A 14,678-nucleotide genomic window follows, 5' to 3' on the forward strand; every position below is an offset into this window, starting at 1 on the left:
GGCGGAAAAATCGGCGAAAAATGTTGATTTCTTTACCGAAAAGCCGCCGAAATGGGCTTTGGGGGCATCGGCAAGGCAGAATGCGGGTGCTCGCCCGTTGATTGATTGGTCGCCTGCGGCTAACGATCATGACAATGTGAGCGAACGTGCAGAGGGATCCGGCTTGGACGCCATCGAAAAAGCGATCCGGAATGCTTTCGAAAAAGGCAATGCCGAGGACCGCGCGTTTCGCGAGAGGGTCTATCGGTCGGCCTTCGCGGCACTTGACCGGGCCCTCCAGGCCAATCCGAACGTGACGGTGGAGGTCGCCATCAAGCGCCGCAAGGCGGTGCAGGCCAAGATCGCCGAAATCGAATCCGAATTCCTGCCGGCCGTACCCGACATTGCCGCGCGGGCGGACAGCGCTGCGGTAGCGCCGGGGGACAACGCTGCAGCAGCAGTGCCGGAGGACGACGCTACGGCGGCGCCCGCAGTCGAGCTTCCGGCAAATGGCGACCCCGCGGTCGAACCTGCCGAGCCGTCGCCCGACATCGTTGTCGACGGGCCGGTGGAACCTCCTCCATCCGACGAACCCAGGTCGCGCGTGCTGCCCGTCGTCCCCGATATCATGCCCGAAGCGGTTTTTCCCGGCGTTCCGGAGATCGACATGTCGGCCCCCGCACCGACCGGAACCGACGAGGCCGAGGTGACGCCCGACCGCGACGAGAGGCGGGTGGTGGGGCGCCGCTTGCCGCTGACGGCCATCTTCCTTGGCGTCACGCTGCTCGCGGCAGCCGGCATCGGCCTGTATTTCGCCGCGCAGACCGGCGTCTTCAAGACACCGGCAGAGCTCGATACGGCGCCGCCGCAGGAGCCGCCGACGGTGGGCGACGACGATTTCGCGCCGCCGGCGGACACGGCCTCGCCGCAGAAGCCCGGCGAGGCGGATCAGGCGCGCGACTGGATCAATGTGTTTTCGCCGAGCGACCCCACGCTCGTCAGTGCACCCTCGGATGCCAAGGCCGAAGTCATGCAGGACGACAGTGGTTCCTTCCTGCGCATCCGTTCGGGTGCTTCCGGCTCGGCCATCAGCTTCGATGTCGGGCAAGGCGTGCTGGACAAGCTCGCCGGCAAGCATGCGACGTTCGACATCCTCGCCCGCTCCGAGGAAGGCAAGGAGACGCAGATCTCCATCGACTGCAATTTCGGCGAACTCGGCGACTGCGGCCGCAAGCGCTATGCAGTTGGCCGCGAGCGCAACGAATATCTGTTTGACGTGCGGTTCCCCGACAAGCGTCCGGGTGCCGCCGGCACCATCGCCATCAATTCCGACTTCGACAAGCAGGGCAAATCGGTCGACATCTACGAGATCCGCGTCTCGGTGGTGCCGTAGAAAATCTAGCTATCGAGCAGCGCCTGCAGCGTCTCGATGCGGTCGGCTTCGGCCGCCGGCTTGTCCCAGCGCAGCCGTGATATACGCGGGAAGCGCATGGCGACGCCGGATTTATGCCGTGTCGAGCGGTTGAGCCCTTCGAACGCCACCTCCAGCACCAGGCCTTGTCTGCGATCGGCCCGCACCGAGCGGACCGGGCCGAAACGCTCGACCGTGTTGTCCCTGACATATTTGTCGATCTGCTTCAGCTCCTCGTCGGTGAAGCCGAAATAGGCTTTGCCGACCGGCACCAGCTCTTCAGCGCCTTCGGGGCCTGACCAGACGCCGAACGTGTAGTCGGAATAGAAGCTCGAACGCTTGCCATGGCCGCGCTGGGCATACATCAGCACCGCGTCGACCGTATGCGGATCGCGCTTCCACTTGAACCACGGGCCCTTCGGCCGTCCTGCGAGATAGGGTGAATCCCAGCGCTTCAGCATGACGCCCTCGATGATCGGGTGCGGCGGCGCGCTGCGCAATTCCTCGAGGGTCGGCCAGTCGGCGAACTCGACCAGCGGCGACAGGTCGAAGCGGCTAGGATCGAGTGTTCCCACAAAGGCTTCGAGGCGGCCGCGCCGCTCGCGAAACGACAGCGCGCGCAAATCCTCGTCGCCGATCTGCAGGACGTCATAGCAGCGCATGAACGCCGGAAATTGCTGCTGTATCTTCGCTGACACGCTCTTGCGGTTCAACCGCTGCTGCAGATCCGAAAACGTGCCGGTCGCCTGGGGATCGCCGACCAGCAGTTCGCCGTCGAGCGCGGCTGAAAAATCCATGGCTTCGGCAAGGTCGGGGAAGGCGCCTGAGACATCGTCGCCGGTGCGCGAATAGAGCCGGCGAACGCCACCTTCGCAAACCGCCTGGACGCGGATGCCATCCCATTTCCACTCGGCCGCATAGTCGGCCGGATTGAGCTTTTCGAGATCGCCGTCGCCGACAGCATTGGATAGCATCACCGGCCTGAACAGCGCCAGTGCGGTCTTCTCGGGTCTTTCGGCCTTGCCTTCCAGCCAGGCGAAGAGGCCGGCATAGGGCGGCGTCAGACCGTGCCAGAGCTCCTCGATCTCGGCGACGTCGACTTGGCCGAGGTCGGCCAGCGCCTGCTTGGCCAGCCGTGCCGAGACGCCGATGCGCAGGCCACCGGTCACCAGCTTGATGATGGCGAAGCGCGCCGAAATGCTGGCGCTGTCCAGCAGCCTCGCCAGCACCTTCGGTCCGTCGGAACGGCTGGCCGCCTGCAGCTTGGCCACGACTTCGGCGAGCGTCGGCGAATGGTTCGGCATGTCTCCGGGTGGCTGCGGCCAGACCAGCGACACGGTTTCGGCGAGGTCCCCGACATAGTCGTAGGAATAGCCGAACAGCACCGGGTCCATGCGCTCGATGACCAGCGTGCGCAGCATGGCCGGCTTGACCGCGGCGATCGAAAGGTCGCCGGTGATCGCGGCCAGCGCCAGCCCGCGATCCGGATCCTCGATGCCGCGGAAATAATCGGTCAAAAGCGTCAGCTTGCCATTGCGCGACGGCGTCAGCACCAGGCGGTCGAGGAGTTCGGCGAAGCGGTTCATGACGGCGCGCGCCGTGGGCCAGCGTCGCGCTCTACGATGCCCCCCTCTGTCCTGCCGGACATCTCCCCCTCAAGGGGGGAGATTGGCAGCTTTGGCCTTACCGCCCATTCTGCATCGTTGGAGATTGGCGAAAGCAGTCGCGACAGCAAATCTCCCCCCTTGAGGGGGAGATGTCCGGCAGGACAGAGGGGGGCGCCGTAGAGCGCTGCATCGGCCATGAGCGCCATCAATCGCCCTCGTCCTCATATCCCACGAGATGCAACGGCCGTGCGGCAATGCCTTCGAGCTCGCACCAGCGCACCAGGGCTTCCTCGCGTCCATGCGTGACCCAGATCTCCTCGGCGCCGGTCTCCTTGATCGTAGCAATCAGCTCGTCCCAGTCGGCATGGTCAGAAATGATCAGCGGCAGCTCGACGCCGCCCTGCTTGGCGCGCTGGCGGATGCGCATCCAGCCGGAGGCAAAGCACGAGATCGGATCGGGAAAGCGCCGCGCCCAGCGGTCGGCGAAGGCCGAGGGCGGGCCGATGACGATTGCTCCGGTGAAATCGTCCTTGGCGCCGCTTTCGACGGTTGCCGGCTCCAGCATGCCGAGGTCGATGCCCTGGCTCTGGTAATACTCGCTGAGCTTGGCCAGCGCGCCATGGATGTAGATCGGCCTGTCGTAACCGGCATCGCGCAGCAGTCGCATCACCCGCTGCGCCTTGCCGAGCGCATAGGCGCCGACCAGATGCGATCGTTCGGGGAACTGCGCCGCCGATTTCAGCAGCCGGGCGATCTCTTCGCTGTCGGGCGGATGGCGAAACACCGGCAGGCCGAAAGTCGCCTCGGTGATGAAGACATCGCATTGGACCGGTTCGAACGGTTCGCAGGTGGCGTCCTTCTGGCGTTTGTAGTCGCCGGAGGCGACGATGCGCCTGCCCATGTGCTCGACGGCGATCTGCGCCGAGCCGAGCACATGGCCGGCCGGATGAAAGGTGACGGTGACCCCGTTGAGCGCGATTGTCTCGCCGAGTGTGGCGGCTTGCGTCGTCCCGGCGAAGCCCTCGCCATAGCGCAACCCCATGATGTCGAGCGTCTGCCTGGTGGCCAGCACGCAACGGTGGCCGGAACGGGCATGGTCGGAATGCCCATGCGTGATCAGTGCCCGGTTGACCGGTCGCACCGGGTCGATGAAGAAATCGCCGGGCGGACAATAGAGGCCTTCGGGCCGGGGGTGAAGCAGGTCGCTGTCGCGCATTTTTCCAAGATAGTTGCTAATTCCGCCGCGGGAAGCCTGTTGCAAGAGACTGCTGACTCCAGCATACACGCCTGCCGGCTTCATCTGCTGGCGGAACAACCGTCCATGAAACCGCTCCACACCTCTTCCGGCGACCTCAACACCGATCGTCGTGCCGATTATGCTGAAATGCTTCACGCATCTGGCGATCATCCGGCAGCCGCCGAGCTGCTGCTCGGCGCGCTGGAACTGGCGCCGCAATGGGTGATGGGCTGGTTCCGCCTCGGCGAGATGCAGGAAGCCGCGGGCGCCTTCGAGCAGGCGGCGCAGGCCTGGACTATGGCGCTCAAGCTGGAGCCGGTGGATAGGCTTGGTGCGGGGCTGAAACTGCAATTGATAGGCAAGGCGCCAGCCAGCGCGGCACCCCCCAGCGCCTTCATCGAAACGCTGTTCGACCACTACGCCGGTACCTTCGACGAGGCGCTGGTCGACAAGCTCGGTTACCTGCTGCCCGATTTCCTCGACCAGGCCATTCGGGCGGCAAGGCCGGGCCGTTTTCGGCTGGCGATCGACCTTGGCTGCGGCACCGGGCTGATGGGGCAGAGGCTGCGGCCGATCGCCGATCGCCTGGAAGGTTACGACATCTCCGCCAGGATGTTGGGCAAGGCGCGGGCCAAAGGCGTCTATGATCATCTCGCCAAGGCGGACCTGCAGGACTTTTCGCATGCCGGCGAAAGAGCGGATCTGGTGGTGGCGGCCGACGTGTTCATCTACGTGGGCGCGCTCGAAGGCATCGTCGGCACGGTTGCAAAGATGCTTGCCGGTAATGGTCTGTTCGCGTTCTCGGTCGAGACGCTCGCCGGCACCACTGACTTCGCGTTGCAGCCGTCACGCCGCTATGCGCATTCGGCAATTTATGTGCGCAAGGTGCTGGCCGCCAATGGCTTTTCGATCCTGTCGGCGCAAACAACCGTCATCCGGCAGGATCGCCGCCTGCCGATCGAGGGGCTGGCCGTGGTCTGCGCTTCACTGGGCGATGTGTGAACAGGATTTTGGTATACAGGCCACGCCGTCGTTGCATTGGCTGCGAAAAAGTCCGATTCCCTTGCCCGAGAGATAGAACATTGACACGGAGCACGCCCATGCGCTGGAACTTGGTGGTCTTGGCATCTTGCCTGGCAATGGCCGGCTGCGCCGGCTCTTCGCTGGCCGAACGGCAGGATGAAAACGTCGAGTCGTCGCTGCAATTCGACAGCGTGCCTTGCGACCAATTGCTGGCGCAACGCAACGCCTTGGCGCAGCAATATCACCTTTCGCAGGATGCCAAACCCGCCTTCTCCAATTCGGGGGTAGGCTTCGGCCCGTTCACGCCCGATGTCCGTTCCAAGGCCCAGCGCGATGCCGAACAGGCCAGCGGCCGGATCGACGCCATGAACCGGTCGATCACCCGCCGCGAATGCGGCAAGCCGGCCAAGCAGAACAAATTCGCCTTGCCGAGCTAATATCCCGCCTTGCGATCCACCAGGTTGTCGAGCGTCTCGCCACGCTCGAACGCCGCCATCTGCCGCAGCATGATCGGCACCAGATGCACGGGATCGGAGGTCGCCGCCGCATGCGGGGTGACGAACACCTTCGGGTGGCTCCACAGCGCGCTGGTTTTGGGCAGCGGCTCGACCTCGAACACGTCGAGGCTCGCTTCCTTCAGCGTGCCGTCCTCCAGCGCGCGCAGGATGTCGGCGTCCTTCTGCAGGCGGCCGCGCCCGGCATTGATCAGCACCGAGCCGCCAAGGCCGTTGCGCTTGCGCAGCTCCTTCAGCACACCATGGTTGATCATGCCTTGCGTCTGCGGGGTGAGTGGCAACAGCACCACCAGAATGTCGGTGGCATTGAGGAAAGGGATCAATCCGGCCTCGCCCGAATAGGTCGAGACGCCTTCCATCGGCCGGTCGCTGCGCGACCAGCCATTGACCGCAAAGCCGAGCGACTTGAGCGCCGATGCCGCGGCGCGACCGAGATTGCCAAGCCCCATGATGCCGACGGAGATGTCGCCGGCCGGCCGCTGTGGCGGCTCGTGCCAGATCTTCTTGGGCTGCTGCGAGCGGTAGAGCATGCCCTGGCGGTGGTGGTCGAGTACCCGCCACACGACATATTCGGTCATGTGCTGGGTCAAATTGTCGGCGACGATCTTCACGATCGGCACATCGGGCAAGGTGGGATCGGCAAAGATGTGGTCGACGCCGGCGCCGATGGAGAAGATGGCGCGCAGATTGGGCAGCGACGACAGAAGGTTCGGCCGCTGCTTCCACACCACCGCATAGGTGATCGAGGGGTCGCTGGCGCCTTCCGGCTCAAGCACGACTTCGCGCTCCGCCGACAGCAGCTCTTGCCAGCGCCGTGGATGGATACCGCTAAGGGCAAGCAGGATACGGCCTTTTTCCATTCGTGGAGTATTCTTCCCTGTTGTCCGAGCCTTTTGCAGCCTACTCGCTGACGATGCCGACCGGCGCCGTCTCGATCTTGAAGGCGGCGGAGATCAGCGCCCGAGTATAGTCGGTTTGCGGGTTTCCAAAAATCTGTTCGGAAGGACCGGCCTCGACGATCTTGCCATTGCGCATGACGATGACGTCGTTGGCAAGGGCGCGGATGACCTTCAGATCATGGCTGATGAACAGATAGGCGAGATCGTGCTTGGCCTGCAGGCTGCGCAGGAGGTCGACGACCTGCGCCTGCACACTCATGTCGAGCGCCGAGGTCGGCTCGTCCAGCATGACGAAGCGCGGGTTGAGCACCATGGCGCGCGCAATGGCGACCCGCTGCCGCTGGCCGCCGGAGAATTCGTGCGGATAGCGATTGCGCGTGGCGGGGTCGAGCCCGACCTCCTTCAGCACATCGACGATGCGCTTGTCGCGCTGATCGGGCGACAGTTTCGGTTCGTGGATCTTCAGCCCTTCCTCGATGATCTCGGAGATCGACATGCGCGGGCTGAGCGAGCCGAACGGATCCTGGAAGACGATCTGCAACTCGCGCCGGAGCGGCCGCATGTCGTTGAAGGTCAGCTTGTTGATGTCGCGTCCGTTGAACTGGATGCTCCCGGTCGACGAGATCATCCTGGCCAGCGCCAGGCCGAGCGTCGTCTTGCCCGAACCGGATTCGCCGACGACGCCGAGCGTCTGCCCGGCGCGCACTGTGACGTCGATGCCGTCGACTGCCTTCACATTGTCGACGGTGCGCCGGAAAAAGCCTCGTTTGATCGGAAACCAGACCTTTATGTCCTTGCCCGTCATCACAGGCTTGGCGGCATTGTTGGCGGCCGGCGGCTTGCCCTTCGGTTCGGCGGCTAGCAAATGCCTGGTGTAGGCGTGCTGCGGATTGGCGAAAATGTCCTTGGTCGGACCGGTCTCGACGATCTTGCCCTTGGTCATCACGCAGACCCGATCGGCGATCTTCCTGACGATACCGAGATCGTGCGTGATGAACAGCATCGACATGTTCTTGCGGCTCTTCAGGTCCGCCAGCAGTTCGAGGATCTGCGCCTGCACGGTCACGTCGAGCGCCGTCGTCGGCTCATCGGCGATCAGAAGCTCGGGCTCGTTGGCCAGCGCCATGGCGATCATGACACGCTGGCGCTGGCCACCGGAAAGCTGGTGCGGATAGGCGTCGAGCCGTTTCTCCGGCTCGCGGATGCCGACTTCGTTCAACAATTCCAGCGTGCGCGCCTTGGCCTGGCGGTCGCCCAGCCCCTGATGCAGCTTCAGCACCTCGACGATCTGCTGCTCGATCGAGTGCAGCGGATTGAGCGAGGTCATCGGCTCCTGGAAGATCATGGTGATGTTGTTGCCGCGCACGCGGCGCAGTTCCTTCTCGTTGGTGGCGAGCAGGTCGGCGCCCTGGAACAGGATCTGCCCCGACGGATGGCTGGCTGTCGGGTAGGGAAGCAGCTTCAATACCGACAGCGCCGAGACCGACTTGCCGGATCCGGATTCGCCGACCAGCGCCACCGTCTCGCCCTTGGCGATGTCGAAGGAGATGTGGTCGACGGCCATCGACTGGCGCCCTTCCTGCACGAAGGCGACGCTGAGATCCCTGACGGAGAGGAGAGGGGCTTCGGTCATCGGAACGTCTTGCGCGGATCGAACGCGTCGCGGGTCGCCTCGCCGACGAAGACCAGCAGCGACAGCATCAGCGAGATGACGACGAAGCCGGAAATGCCAAGCCATGGCGCGTTGAGGTTGCGCTGGGCCTGCTTCAGGAGTTCGCCGAGCGAAGCGGAACCGGGCGGCAGGCCGAAGCCAAGGTAATCGAGCGAGGTCAGCATCGAGATCGAGCCACTGAGCAGGAATGGCAGGAAGGTCAGCGTCGCCACCATCGCATTGGGCAAGAGGTGCCGGAACATGATGGTGCGGTTTGGCACGCCGAGCGCGCGCGCCGCGTTGACATATTCGAAATTGCGGGCGCGCAGGAATTCGGCCCGCACCACGCCGACCAAAGCCACCCAGGAGAACAGCAGCATCAGCCCGAGCAGGATGAAGAAGCCGGGGGGCAGGATGGCGGCGACGATCAAAAGCAGATAGAGCACCGGGATCGCAGACCAGATCTCGATGAAGCGCTGGAACAGAAGGTCGGTCCAGCCGCCGAAATAGCCTTGCAATGCGCCCGCCGTCACGCCGATCAGCGCCGAGCCGGCGGTGAGGATCAGGCCGAACAGCACCGAGACCCTGAAGCCGTAGATGACGCGCGCCAGCACGTCGCGTGCCTGATCGTCGGTGCCCAGCCAATTCCAGTTGCCGACGATGCAATTGGGATCGGCCGCACCTTGCGGATACTGGTTGCAAAGGGTCTTCTTGTCATAGAGCCAGGAAGGCTTGGTCGGCGCCGCCTCGGGAATGGCGTTGTTGACGGTCTGGTAGGAGTAGCGGACCGGTGGCCAGATCATCCAGCCATGGGCCTTGATCTCGTCCTGGATGACCGGATCGCGATAATCGGTGACCGCATAGAAGCCGCCGAACTTCTCCTCGGGATAGGCGACCAGAACCGGAAACAGGATTTCGCCCTTGTAGGAGGCGACGATCGGCTTGTCGTTGGCGATGAATTCGGAAAACAGCGATAGCACGAACAGCACGAGGAATATCCACAACGACCAGTAGCCGCGCCGGTTCGCCTTGAAATTCTGCCAGCGGCGCTGGTTGAGCGGCGACATCCGGGGCCGGGCGATCCGGTCCGGCGTCGTTTCGGCGGCAGCTTCCGCCATCAGATGTCTCTCCGCTCGAAGTCGATGCGCGGATCGACCCAGGTGTACATCAGGTCGGACAGCAGCCCGACGAACAGCCCGAGCAGCGAAAAGATGTAGAGATTGGCGAAGACCACCGGATAGTCGCGCTGCAGCACCGAGTTGAAGCCGAGCAGGCCGAGACCGTCGAGCGAGAAAATGTTCTCGATCAGCAGCGAACCGGTGAAGAAGGCCGAGATGAAGGCGCCGGGAAAGCCGGCAATGACGATCAGCATGGCGTTGCGGAAGACATGGCCGTAGAGCACCTGCCGTTCCGTCAGGCCCTTGGCGCGGGCGGTGACCACATATTGCTTGCGGATCTCCTCGAGGAACGAATTCTTGGTGAGCAGCGTCGTGGTGGCGAAGGCCGACAGCACCAGCGCCGTCAACGGCAGCGCCATATGCCAGAAATAGTCGACGATCCGCGCCGGCCACGACAGCTGGTCCCAGTTGTCGGAGGTGATCCCGCGCAGCGGAAACCAGTCGTAGAACGAGCCGCCGGCAAACAGCACCATCAACAGGATGGCAAATAGGAAGCCGGGAATGGCATAGCCGACGATGACGACGCCGCTGGTCCACACATCGAACGCCGAGCCATCCTTGATCGCCTTGCGGATGCCAAGCGGGATCGAGATCAGGTAGGACAGAAGCGTGATCCACAGCCCGATCGAGATCGACACCGGCATCTTTTCGAGGATCAGGTCGAGCACCGAAATGTCGCGGAAATAGCTGTCGCCGAAATCGAACCTGATATAGTTCCACAGCATCATGCCGAAGCGCTCGAGCGGCGGCTTGTCGAAGCCGAACTGCTTTTCCAGCTTGGCGATGAATTCCGGATCAAGCCCTTGCGCGCCGCGATATTTCGAACCGACGTCGCCGGCGACATCGAAATTGCTGCCGCCTGTGTCCCCGCCACCGCCGCCGCCCAGGCGATCGTTGCCGCCCTGGTTGGTCAGCCTGGCAATGACCTGCTCCACCGGTCCGCCCGGCGCAAACTGGATGACGGCGAAGGATATCGCCATGATGCCGAACAGGGTCGGGATCATCAACAGGATGCGGCGCAGTATATAGGCGCCCATCAGATCGTGTCCTCCTTGAGGAGAATCATCGTGTCGGAAGGTGCCTCCGAGGCAATTGCTTCAGGCCAGTTGTCGACGCCGGCGCAGCCCCTCATTGTCCTGCCGGACATTTCTCCCCGTAAAGTGACGGGGAGAAAGGGGTTGGCCGCAGTCTCGGCACTTTTACTACAACGTTTGTGATTGGCGAAACCATCGATGATAGCGCCCCTCTCCCCGTCACTATGCGGGGAGAGGATGCCGGCAGACAGGTGAGGGGCGGCGCCGACGCCCACAAGAAATTCACCCTTTGCCAATTTTTGCCGCCTTGCCCTTGTCGAACCACCACAGCGTTTCGACCGGAAAGCCAAAATCGGGTTTCTGCTCGGGAAAGCCGAACATGTCCCAATAGGCAACGCGGTGATTCGCACCGTAATATGTTGGAATCCAGTCTAGCCGCGCGCGCAAGACCCGGTCGAGCGCCCGGAGCGCCGTGACGAGTTCCACCCGGCTGTTCGCCTTGCCGGCTGCCTCGATCAGCGCGTCGATGGCAGGGCTTTCGGTACCTGGATAGTTGCGCTGCCCCGGCGTCTTCGCCATCCGGGAGTCGTACAGCATCTCCAGGCTGTTGGCCGTGGGCGTCGCCCCGATCGACCAGTGGAGCAGGTTGAAATCGAAGTCGAAATCGCTCTGCCGCTTTTCATATTGTGTCGAATCGACCTGCCGGATCGAAGCGTCGATCCCGATCGCCTTCATATTCTCGGCCCATGGCGTGAAAATGCGCACCAGGCCATCGTCCTCGGCCAGCATTTCCACCCGCAGCCGTTCGCCTTTTTCATTGACGACGAAATTGCCCGCTCGCTTCCAGCCGGCCGCGGCAAGCAGTTTCGAAGCCGCGCCCAGCAGCTTGCGGTCGTGGCCCGAACCGTCGGACACAGGTTGCATCACCGGTTCGCCGAAGGTTTCTGGTGGCAACTCGGCTCGAAACGGCTCGAGCAAGGCCAATTCTCCAGGTGAGGGCAGGCCCTCGGCCTTGTAGTCCGATCGTTCGAAGTTCGATTGCGAGCGCTCGTAGGAGCCGAAAAACAGAACCCGCTGGATCCACTCGAAATCGAAGCAATTGGCGATCGCTCTTCTCACGCGCGCATCGCGGAATTGCGGACGGCGCTGGTTCAGCGCCACGGCCTGCATGTCAGGCGACTTCTCGCCGGGAAACTCCCGTTTGACGACCTTGCCGTCCTTCAGCGCCGGAAAGTCGTAGCCCGTCGCCCATACACGCGAGGTAAATTCCTCACGAAAATGCGTGTCGCCTTTCTTGAGGGCTTCGAACGCTGCCTGGCGATCAAGATAAAAGTCGATGCGGATTCGGTCGAAATTGTAAAGGCCGCGGTTCACCGCGAGATCGCTGCCCCAATAGTCGGCGACGCGTTCATATTCGACCGTCTGTCCGGCTGCCGCCCGCCCGATTTTGTATGGTCCCGAGCCGAGTGGCGGTTTCATTGTCGAGGCATCGAACTCATTGGCCGTATAGAAGGCCTTGGATACGATCGGCATTACGACGACCGAAAGGATATTCTGCGCGGACTGTTTGCCGTCGAAGGTGAGGTCGACGGTAACCGGATCGACCGCGACCGCTTCCGTCATATGCCGCAACGCTTGGGAAAGGTTCGGGTGGCCCTTGTCCTTGTAAAGCTTCAAGGCGAAGGCAACGTCCTCGGCGGTCAGCGGCGAGCCGTCATGGAAGCGCGCTTGCGGTCGCAGGCTGAAGCGGAAGCCGTTGCGGTCCTGCGACAAGGTGACGGACTCGGCAAGCAGCCCATAGACCGCATCCGGCTCATCGAGTGTGCTTGTCATTAGCGAATCGAAGCAGAGTTCGGTCCGCGGCGGTGAATCTCCCTTCAACACCAGGGAATTCAACGTGTTGAAGGTCAGGAAGCTCTGATTCAAGGTGGAGTTGGGCGGTGCGAAATTCATCTGGCCGCCCTTTGGGGCGTCCGGATTGACATAGCCGAAATGCTTGAAATCCGCAGGATACTTAAGATCGCCGAAAGCCGACAGACCGTGCAGTTTTACGCCGGTCGGGATGGTGGCGAAGACCCGGCCGGGCAACAGCGCGACCGCCGCGGCCGCGGCGCCGAGCGCCAGGAAGTCACGGCGGGGTAGTGCCGATTGAGGTCCCATCAATTGGTACCCTTGTATTTCGCGGCCAGCGCCTTTTCCTTGTCCGGGTCGATCCACCAGGAATCCTGATCCACACCAAGATAGGCAGGCTGCTTCGTGGGCATGTCGAACTTGTTCCAATAGGCCAGCCAGACCGCCGAGCGATAATACTGAGGCACGACGTAGAAATTCCACAACAGCACGCGGTCGAGCGCATGGGTGGCGGCGACCAGATCGTCGCGGTCCTTGGCGAAGATCACGCGGTCGACCAGCGCATCGACGACCGGATTCTTGATCCCCATCAGGTTGCGGGAACCCGGCTTGTCCGCTGCCTTCGAGCTCCAGAAATCACGCTGTTCGTTGCCCGCCGAATCCGACTGCTGGAGCATTCCGGTCACCACGTCGAAATCGAAATTGTTGACACGGTTCACATACTGCGACTGGTCGATGATGCGCAGCGTGGCGTCGATGCCGATCTTGCGCAGATTGGCGATGTAGGGGCTGGCGATGACCTCGTCCGTGTCATACCAGCCGAGGATTTCGAACTTGAATGGCTCGCCGGTCTTGGCGTTGACCATCTTGCCGCCCTTGATCACCCAGCCCGCCTTGGTGAAAAGATCGACCGCAGCTTTCAGATTCCTGCGCTCGGCTTGTGGCGAGTCGTAGACTGGCAGCTTGAATTCCTGGGTGAACAGTTCGGGTGGCAGCTTGTCGCGATAAGGCTCGAGGATTTCGAGTTCCTTGCCTTGCGGCAGCCCGCTCGACGCCAGTTCAGTGCCTTGAAAGTAGCTGCTGGTGCGGGTGTTGAAGCCGAAGAACAGCGTGCGGTTCATGCTCTCGAAGTCGAAGGGATAGGTTAACGCCTCGCGCACCAGACGGTTCTGGAACAGCGGCCGCCGCTGGTTGAGCACAAACGCCTGCATCGGCTGCGGCGACTGGGTCTGGAAATCCTTCTTGATGACGTCGCCAGCCTTGACGGCTGGGAAATTGTACGCGGTCGCCCATTTGCGGGAACTGTATTCCCGGTTGATGTCTTCCAGCCCGCCTTTGGTGAAGGCCTGCCATGCGGCGTTGTTGTCGAGAATATAGGTGAAACGTTGCTTGTCGAAATTCTCGCGGCCGATCTTCACCGGCAGCTTGGCGGCCCAATAGTCGGGCACGCGCTGCCAGACGATTTCCGACCCCGGCTTGAAACTGACGATCTTATAGGCGGCCGAACCGAGTGGAATTTCCAGCGTCGGCTTGGTGACGTCGCGCTTTTTGCCGTTGGCGTCGGTGCCCTCCCACCAGTGCTTCGGCAGCACGGCGAGATCGCCTAGAATTTGCGGCAGTTCGCGGTTGCCCTTCTGGTTGAAATGGAATTCGACCTCGCGGTCGGAGATAGCGACCGCGTCGGTGACATTCTCGAAATAGCGGCTGTATTGCGGGCTGTTGGCCTTCAGTACCTGGAACGACCAGATCACGTCGTCGACGGTGATCGGCTGGCCGTCATGCCATTTGGCGCGTGGGTCGAGGCGGTAGGTCGCCGAGGAATAATCGTCAGGATATTTGTAGGCGTCCGCGATCAGCGGATGGCTGGTACCGCCTTCGTCGGTCGCTTGCTCCATCAGGGTGTCGTAGAGCATGCCGCCGCCGAACGCGGCGAAGCCTGCGGCTGGCGATCCCTGGACGATATAGGGGTTGAAACTATCATAGGTGCCGAGCACCACCGAATTCAGCGTGCCGCCCTTCGGCGCGTTCGGATTGACGTAGTCGTAGTGCTGGAAATTGTCGCCATATTTGGACTTGCCGATCAGCGACGAGGTGGTGCGCCATTCATCCGCGTGAGTTGCCTGCAATCCGGCGGTCAGTAGGACCGCCGTCAGCAGCGACCTCAGAAGCGTTCGGCCAACCGTCATGCGTTCTCCTCTTGGCGATGCACGTCCTCAGGCAATCTAGATCATTTGACGCCCATGAAAACCGCCGCAGGCCGGCTTTGTCGCCGCATATGCGGTTTTCCTAACAA

General features: G+C 62.6%; 12 protein-coding genes. 3 read left to right on the forward strand and 9 right to left on the reverse strand.

Features of this window, described 5'->3' with window-relative positions; all coding sequences use genetic code 11:
* Positions 1-163 precede the first annotated feature (163 nt).
* The gene (locus tag C9427_RS12035; protein ID WP_107649476.1) at positions 164-1,372 is read left to right on the forward strand and encodes a hypothetical protein; all 1,209 of its coding nucleotides are present in this window, start codon (positions 164-166) and stop codon (positions 1,370-1,372) included.
* A 5-nt stretch (positions 1,373-1,377) separates the two neighbouring features.
* Here the strand turns inward: C9427_RS12035 and C9427_RS12040 are convergent, their stop codons facing one another.
* The gene (locus C9427_RS12040) at positions 1,378-2,976 is read right to left on the reverse strand and encodes a cisplatin damage response ATP-dependent DNA ligase (protein ID WP_107649388.1); all 1,599 of its coding nucleotides are present in this window, start codon (positions 2,974-2,976) and stop codon (positions 1,378-1,380) included.
* A 226-nt stretch (positions 2,977-3,202) separates the two neighbouring features.
* The gene (locus C9427_RS12045) at positions 3,203-4,213 is read right to left on the reverse strand and encodes a ligase-associated DNA damage response exonuclease (protein WP_107649389.1); all 1,011 of its coding nucleotides are present in this window, start codon (positions 4,211-4,213) and stop codon (positions 3,203-3,205) included.
* A 105-nt stretch (positions 4,214-4,318) separates the two neighbouring features.
* Here C9427_RS12045 and C9427_RS12050 point away from each other — a divergent pair, with 105 nt between their 5' ends.
* Positions 4,319-5,236: a methyltransferase domain-containing protein gene (locus C9427_RS12050; protein ID WP_107649390.1), complete on the forward strand. Its 918-nt coding sequence runs from the start codon at positions 4,319-4,321 to the stop codon at positions 5,234-5,236.
* A gap of 98 nt (positions 5,237-5,334) precedes the next feature.
* Entirely contained in the window at positions 5,335-5,694 is a 360-nt protein-coding gene (locus C9427_RS12055; RefSeq protein ID WP_107649391.1) for a hypothetical protein, read from the forward strand.
* Here C9427_RS12055 and C9427_RS12060 read toward each other — a convergent pair.
* Genes C9427_RS12060 through C9427_RS12090 form a run of 7 tightly spaced genes read right to left on the reverse strand, consistent with a single transcriptional unit; the run spans position 5,691 to position 14,571 of the window.
* Positions 5,691-6,632: a 2-hydroxyacid dehydrogenase gene (locus C9427_RS12060; RefSeq protein WP_107649392.1), complete on the reverse strand. Its 942-nt coding sequence runs from the start codon at positions 6,630-6,632 to the stop codon at positions 5,691-5,693. The genes C9427_RS12055 and C9427_RS12060 overlap by 4 nt on opposite strands.
* A 40-nt stretch (positions 6,633-6,672) precedes the next feature.
* Positions 6,673-8,304 carry an ABC transporter ATP-binding protein gene (locus C9427_RS12065; RefSeq protein WP_107649393.1) on the reverse strand — a complete coding sequence of 544 codons (1,632 nt, stop codon included), beginning with the start codon at positions 8,302-8,304 and terminating at the stop codon, positions 6,673-6,675.
* Entirely contained in the window at positions 8,301-9,440 is a 1,140-nt protein-coding gene (locus C9427_RS12070) for an ABC transporter permease (protein ID WP_107649394.1), read from the reverse strand. The genes C9427_RS12065 and C9427_RS12070 overlap by 4 nt, the downstream gene beginning before the upstream one ends.
* Entirely contained in the window at positions 9,440-10,537 is a 1,098-nt protein-coding gene (locus tag C9427_RS12075) for a microcin C ABC transporter permease YejB (RefSeq protein ID WP_107649395.1), read from the reverse strand. Before C9427_RS12075 ends, C9427_RS12070 begins: the two co-directional genes overlap by 1 nt.
* On the reverse strand, positions 10,537-10,830 hold the full coding sequence (locus tag C9427_RS12080) for a hypothetical protein (RefSeq protein WP_208636363.1): 294 nt from the start codon (positions 10,828-10,830) through the stop codon (positions 10,537-10,539). The genes C9427_RS12075 and C9427_RS12080 overlap by 1 nt, the downstream gene beginning before the upstream one ends.
* Positions 10,817-12,694 (reverse strand): extracellular solute-binding protein, encoded by a 1,878-nt coding sequence (locus C9427_RS12085; protein WP_107649396.1) that lies wholly within the window; start codon positions 12,692-12,694, stop codon positions 10,817-10,819. The genes C9427_RS12080 and C9427_RS12085 overlap by 14 nt, the downstream gene beginning before the upstream one ends.
* Positions 12,694-14,571: an extracellular solute-binding protein gene (locus tag C9427_RS12090; RefSeq protein ID WP_107649397.1), complete on the reverse strand. Its 1,878-nt coding sequence runs from the start codon at positions 14,569-14,571 to the stop codon at positions 12,694-12,696. Before C9427_RS12090 ends, C9427_RS12085 begins: the two co-directional genes overlap by 1 nt.
* Positions 14,572-14,678: the final 107 nt, after the last annotated feature.

Origin of the sequence: Mesorhizobium helmanticense (assembly GCF_003034915.1) — a bacterium.
GTDB lineage: Bacteria > Pseudomonadota > Alphaproteobacteria > Rhizobiales > Rhizobiaceae > Mesorhizobium > Mesorhizobium helmanticense.

Excerpts from the sequence above, each read along its gene's own strand:
- C9427_RS12075 (WP_107649395.1), bottom strand. The coding sequence starts at position 10,537 with ATGGGCGCCTATATACTGCGCCGCATCCTGTTGATGATCCCGACCCTG.
- C9427_RS12050 (WP_107649390.1), top strand. The coding sequence starts at position 4,319 with ATGAAACCGCTCCACACCTCTTCCGGCGACCTCAACACCGATCGTCGT.
- C9427_RS12090 (WP_107649397.1), bottom strand. The coding sequence starts at position 14,571 with ATGACGGTTGGCCGAACGCTTCTGAGGTCGCTGCTGACGGCGGTCCTA.
- C9427_RS12060 (WP_107649392.1), bottom strand. The coding sequence starts at position 6,632 with ATGGAAAAAGGCCGTATCCTGCTTGCCCTTAGCGGTATCCATCCACGG.
- C9427_RS12085 (WP_107649396.1), bottom strand. The coding sequence starts at position 12,694 with ATGGGACCTCAATCGGCACTACCCCGCCGTGACTTCCTGGCGCTCGGC.
- C9427_RS12065 (WP_107649393.1), bottom strand. The coding sequence starts at position 8,304 with ATGACCGAAGCCCCTCTCCTCTCCGTCAGGGATCTCAGCGTCGCCTTC.
- C9427_RS12045 (WP_107649389.1), bottom strand. The coding sequence starts at position 4,213 with ATGCGCGACAGCGACCTGCTTCACCCCCGGCCCGAAGGCCTCTATTGT.
- C9427_RS12055 (WP_107649391.1), top strand. The coding sequence starts at position 5,335 with ATGCGCTGGAACTTGGTGGTCTTGGCATCTTGCCTGGCAATGGCCGGC.
- C9427_RS12070 (WP_107649394.1), bottom strand. The coding sequence starts at position 9,440 with ATGGCGGAAGCTGCCGCCGAAACGACGCCGGACCGGATCGCCCGGCCC.
- C9427_RS12040 (WP_107649388.1), bottom strand. The coding sequence starts at position 2,976 with ATGAACCGCTTCGCCGAACTCCTCGACCGCCTGGTGCTGACGCCGTCG.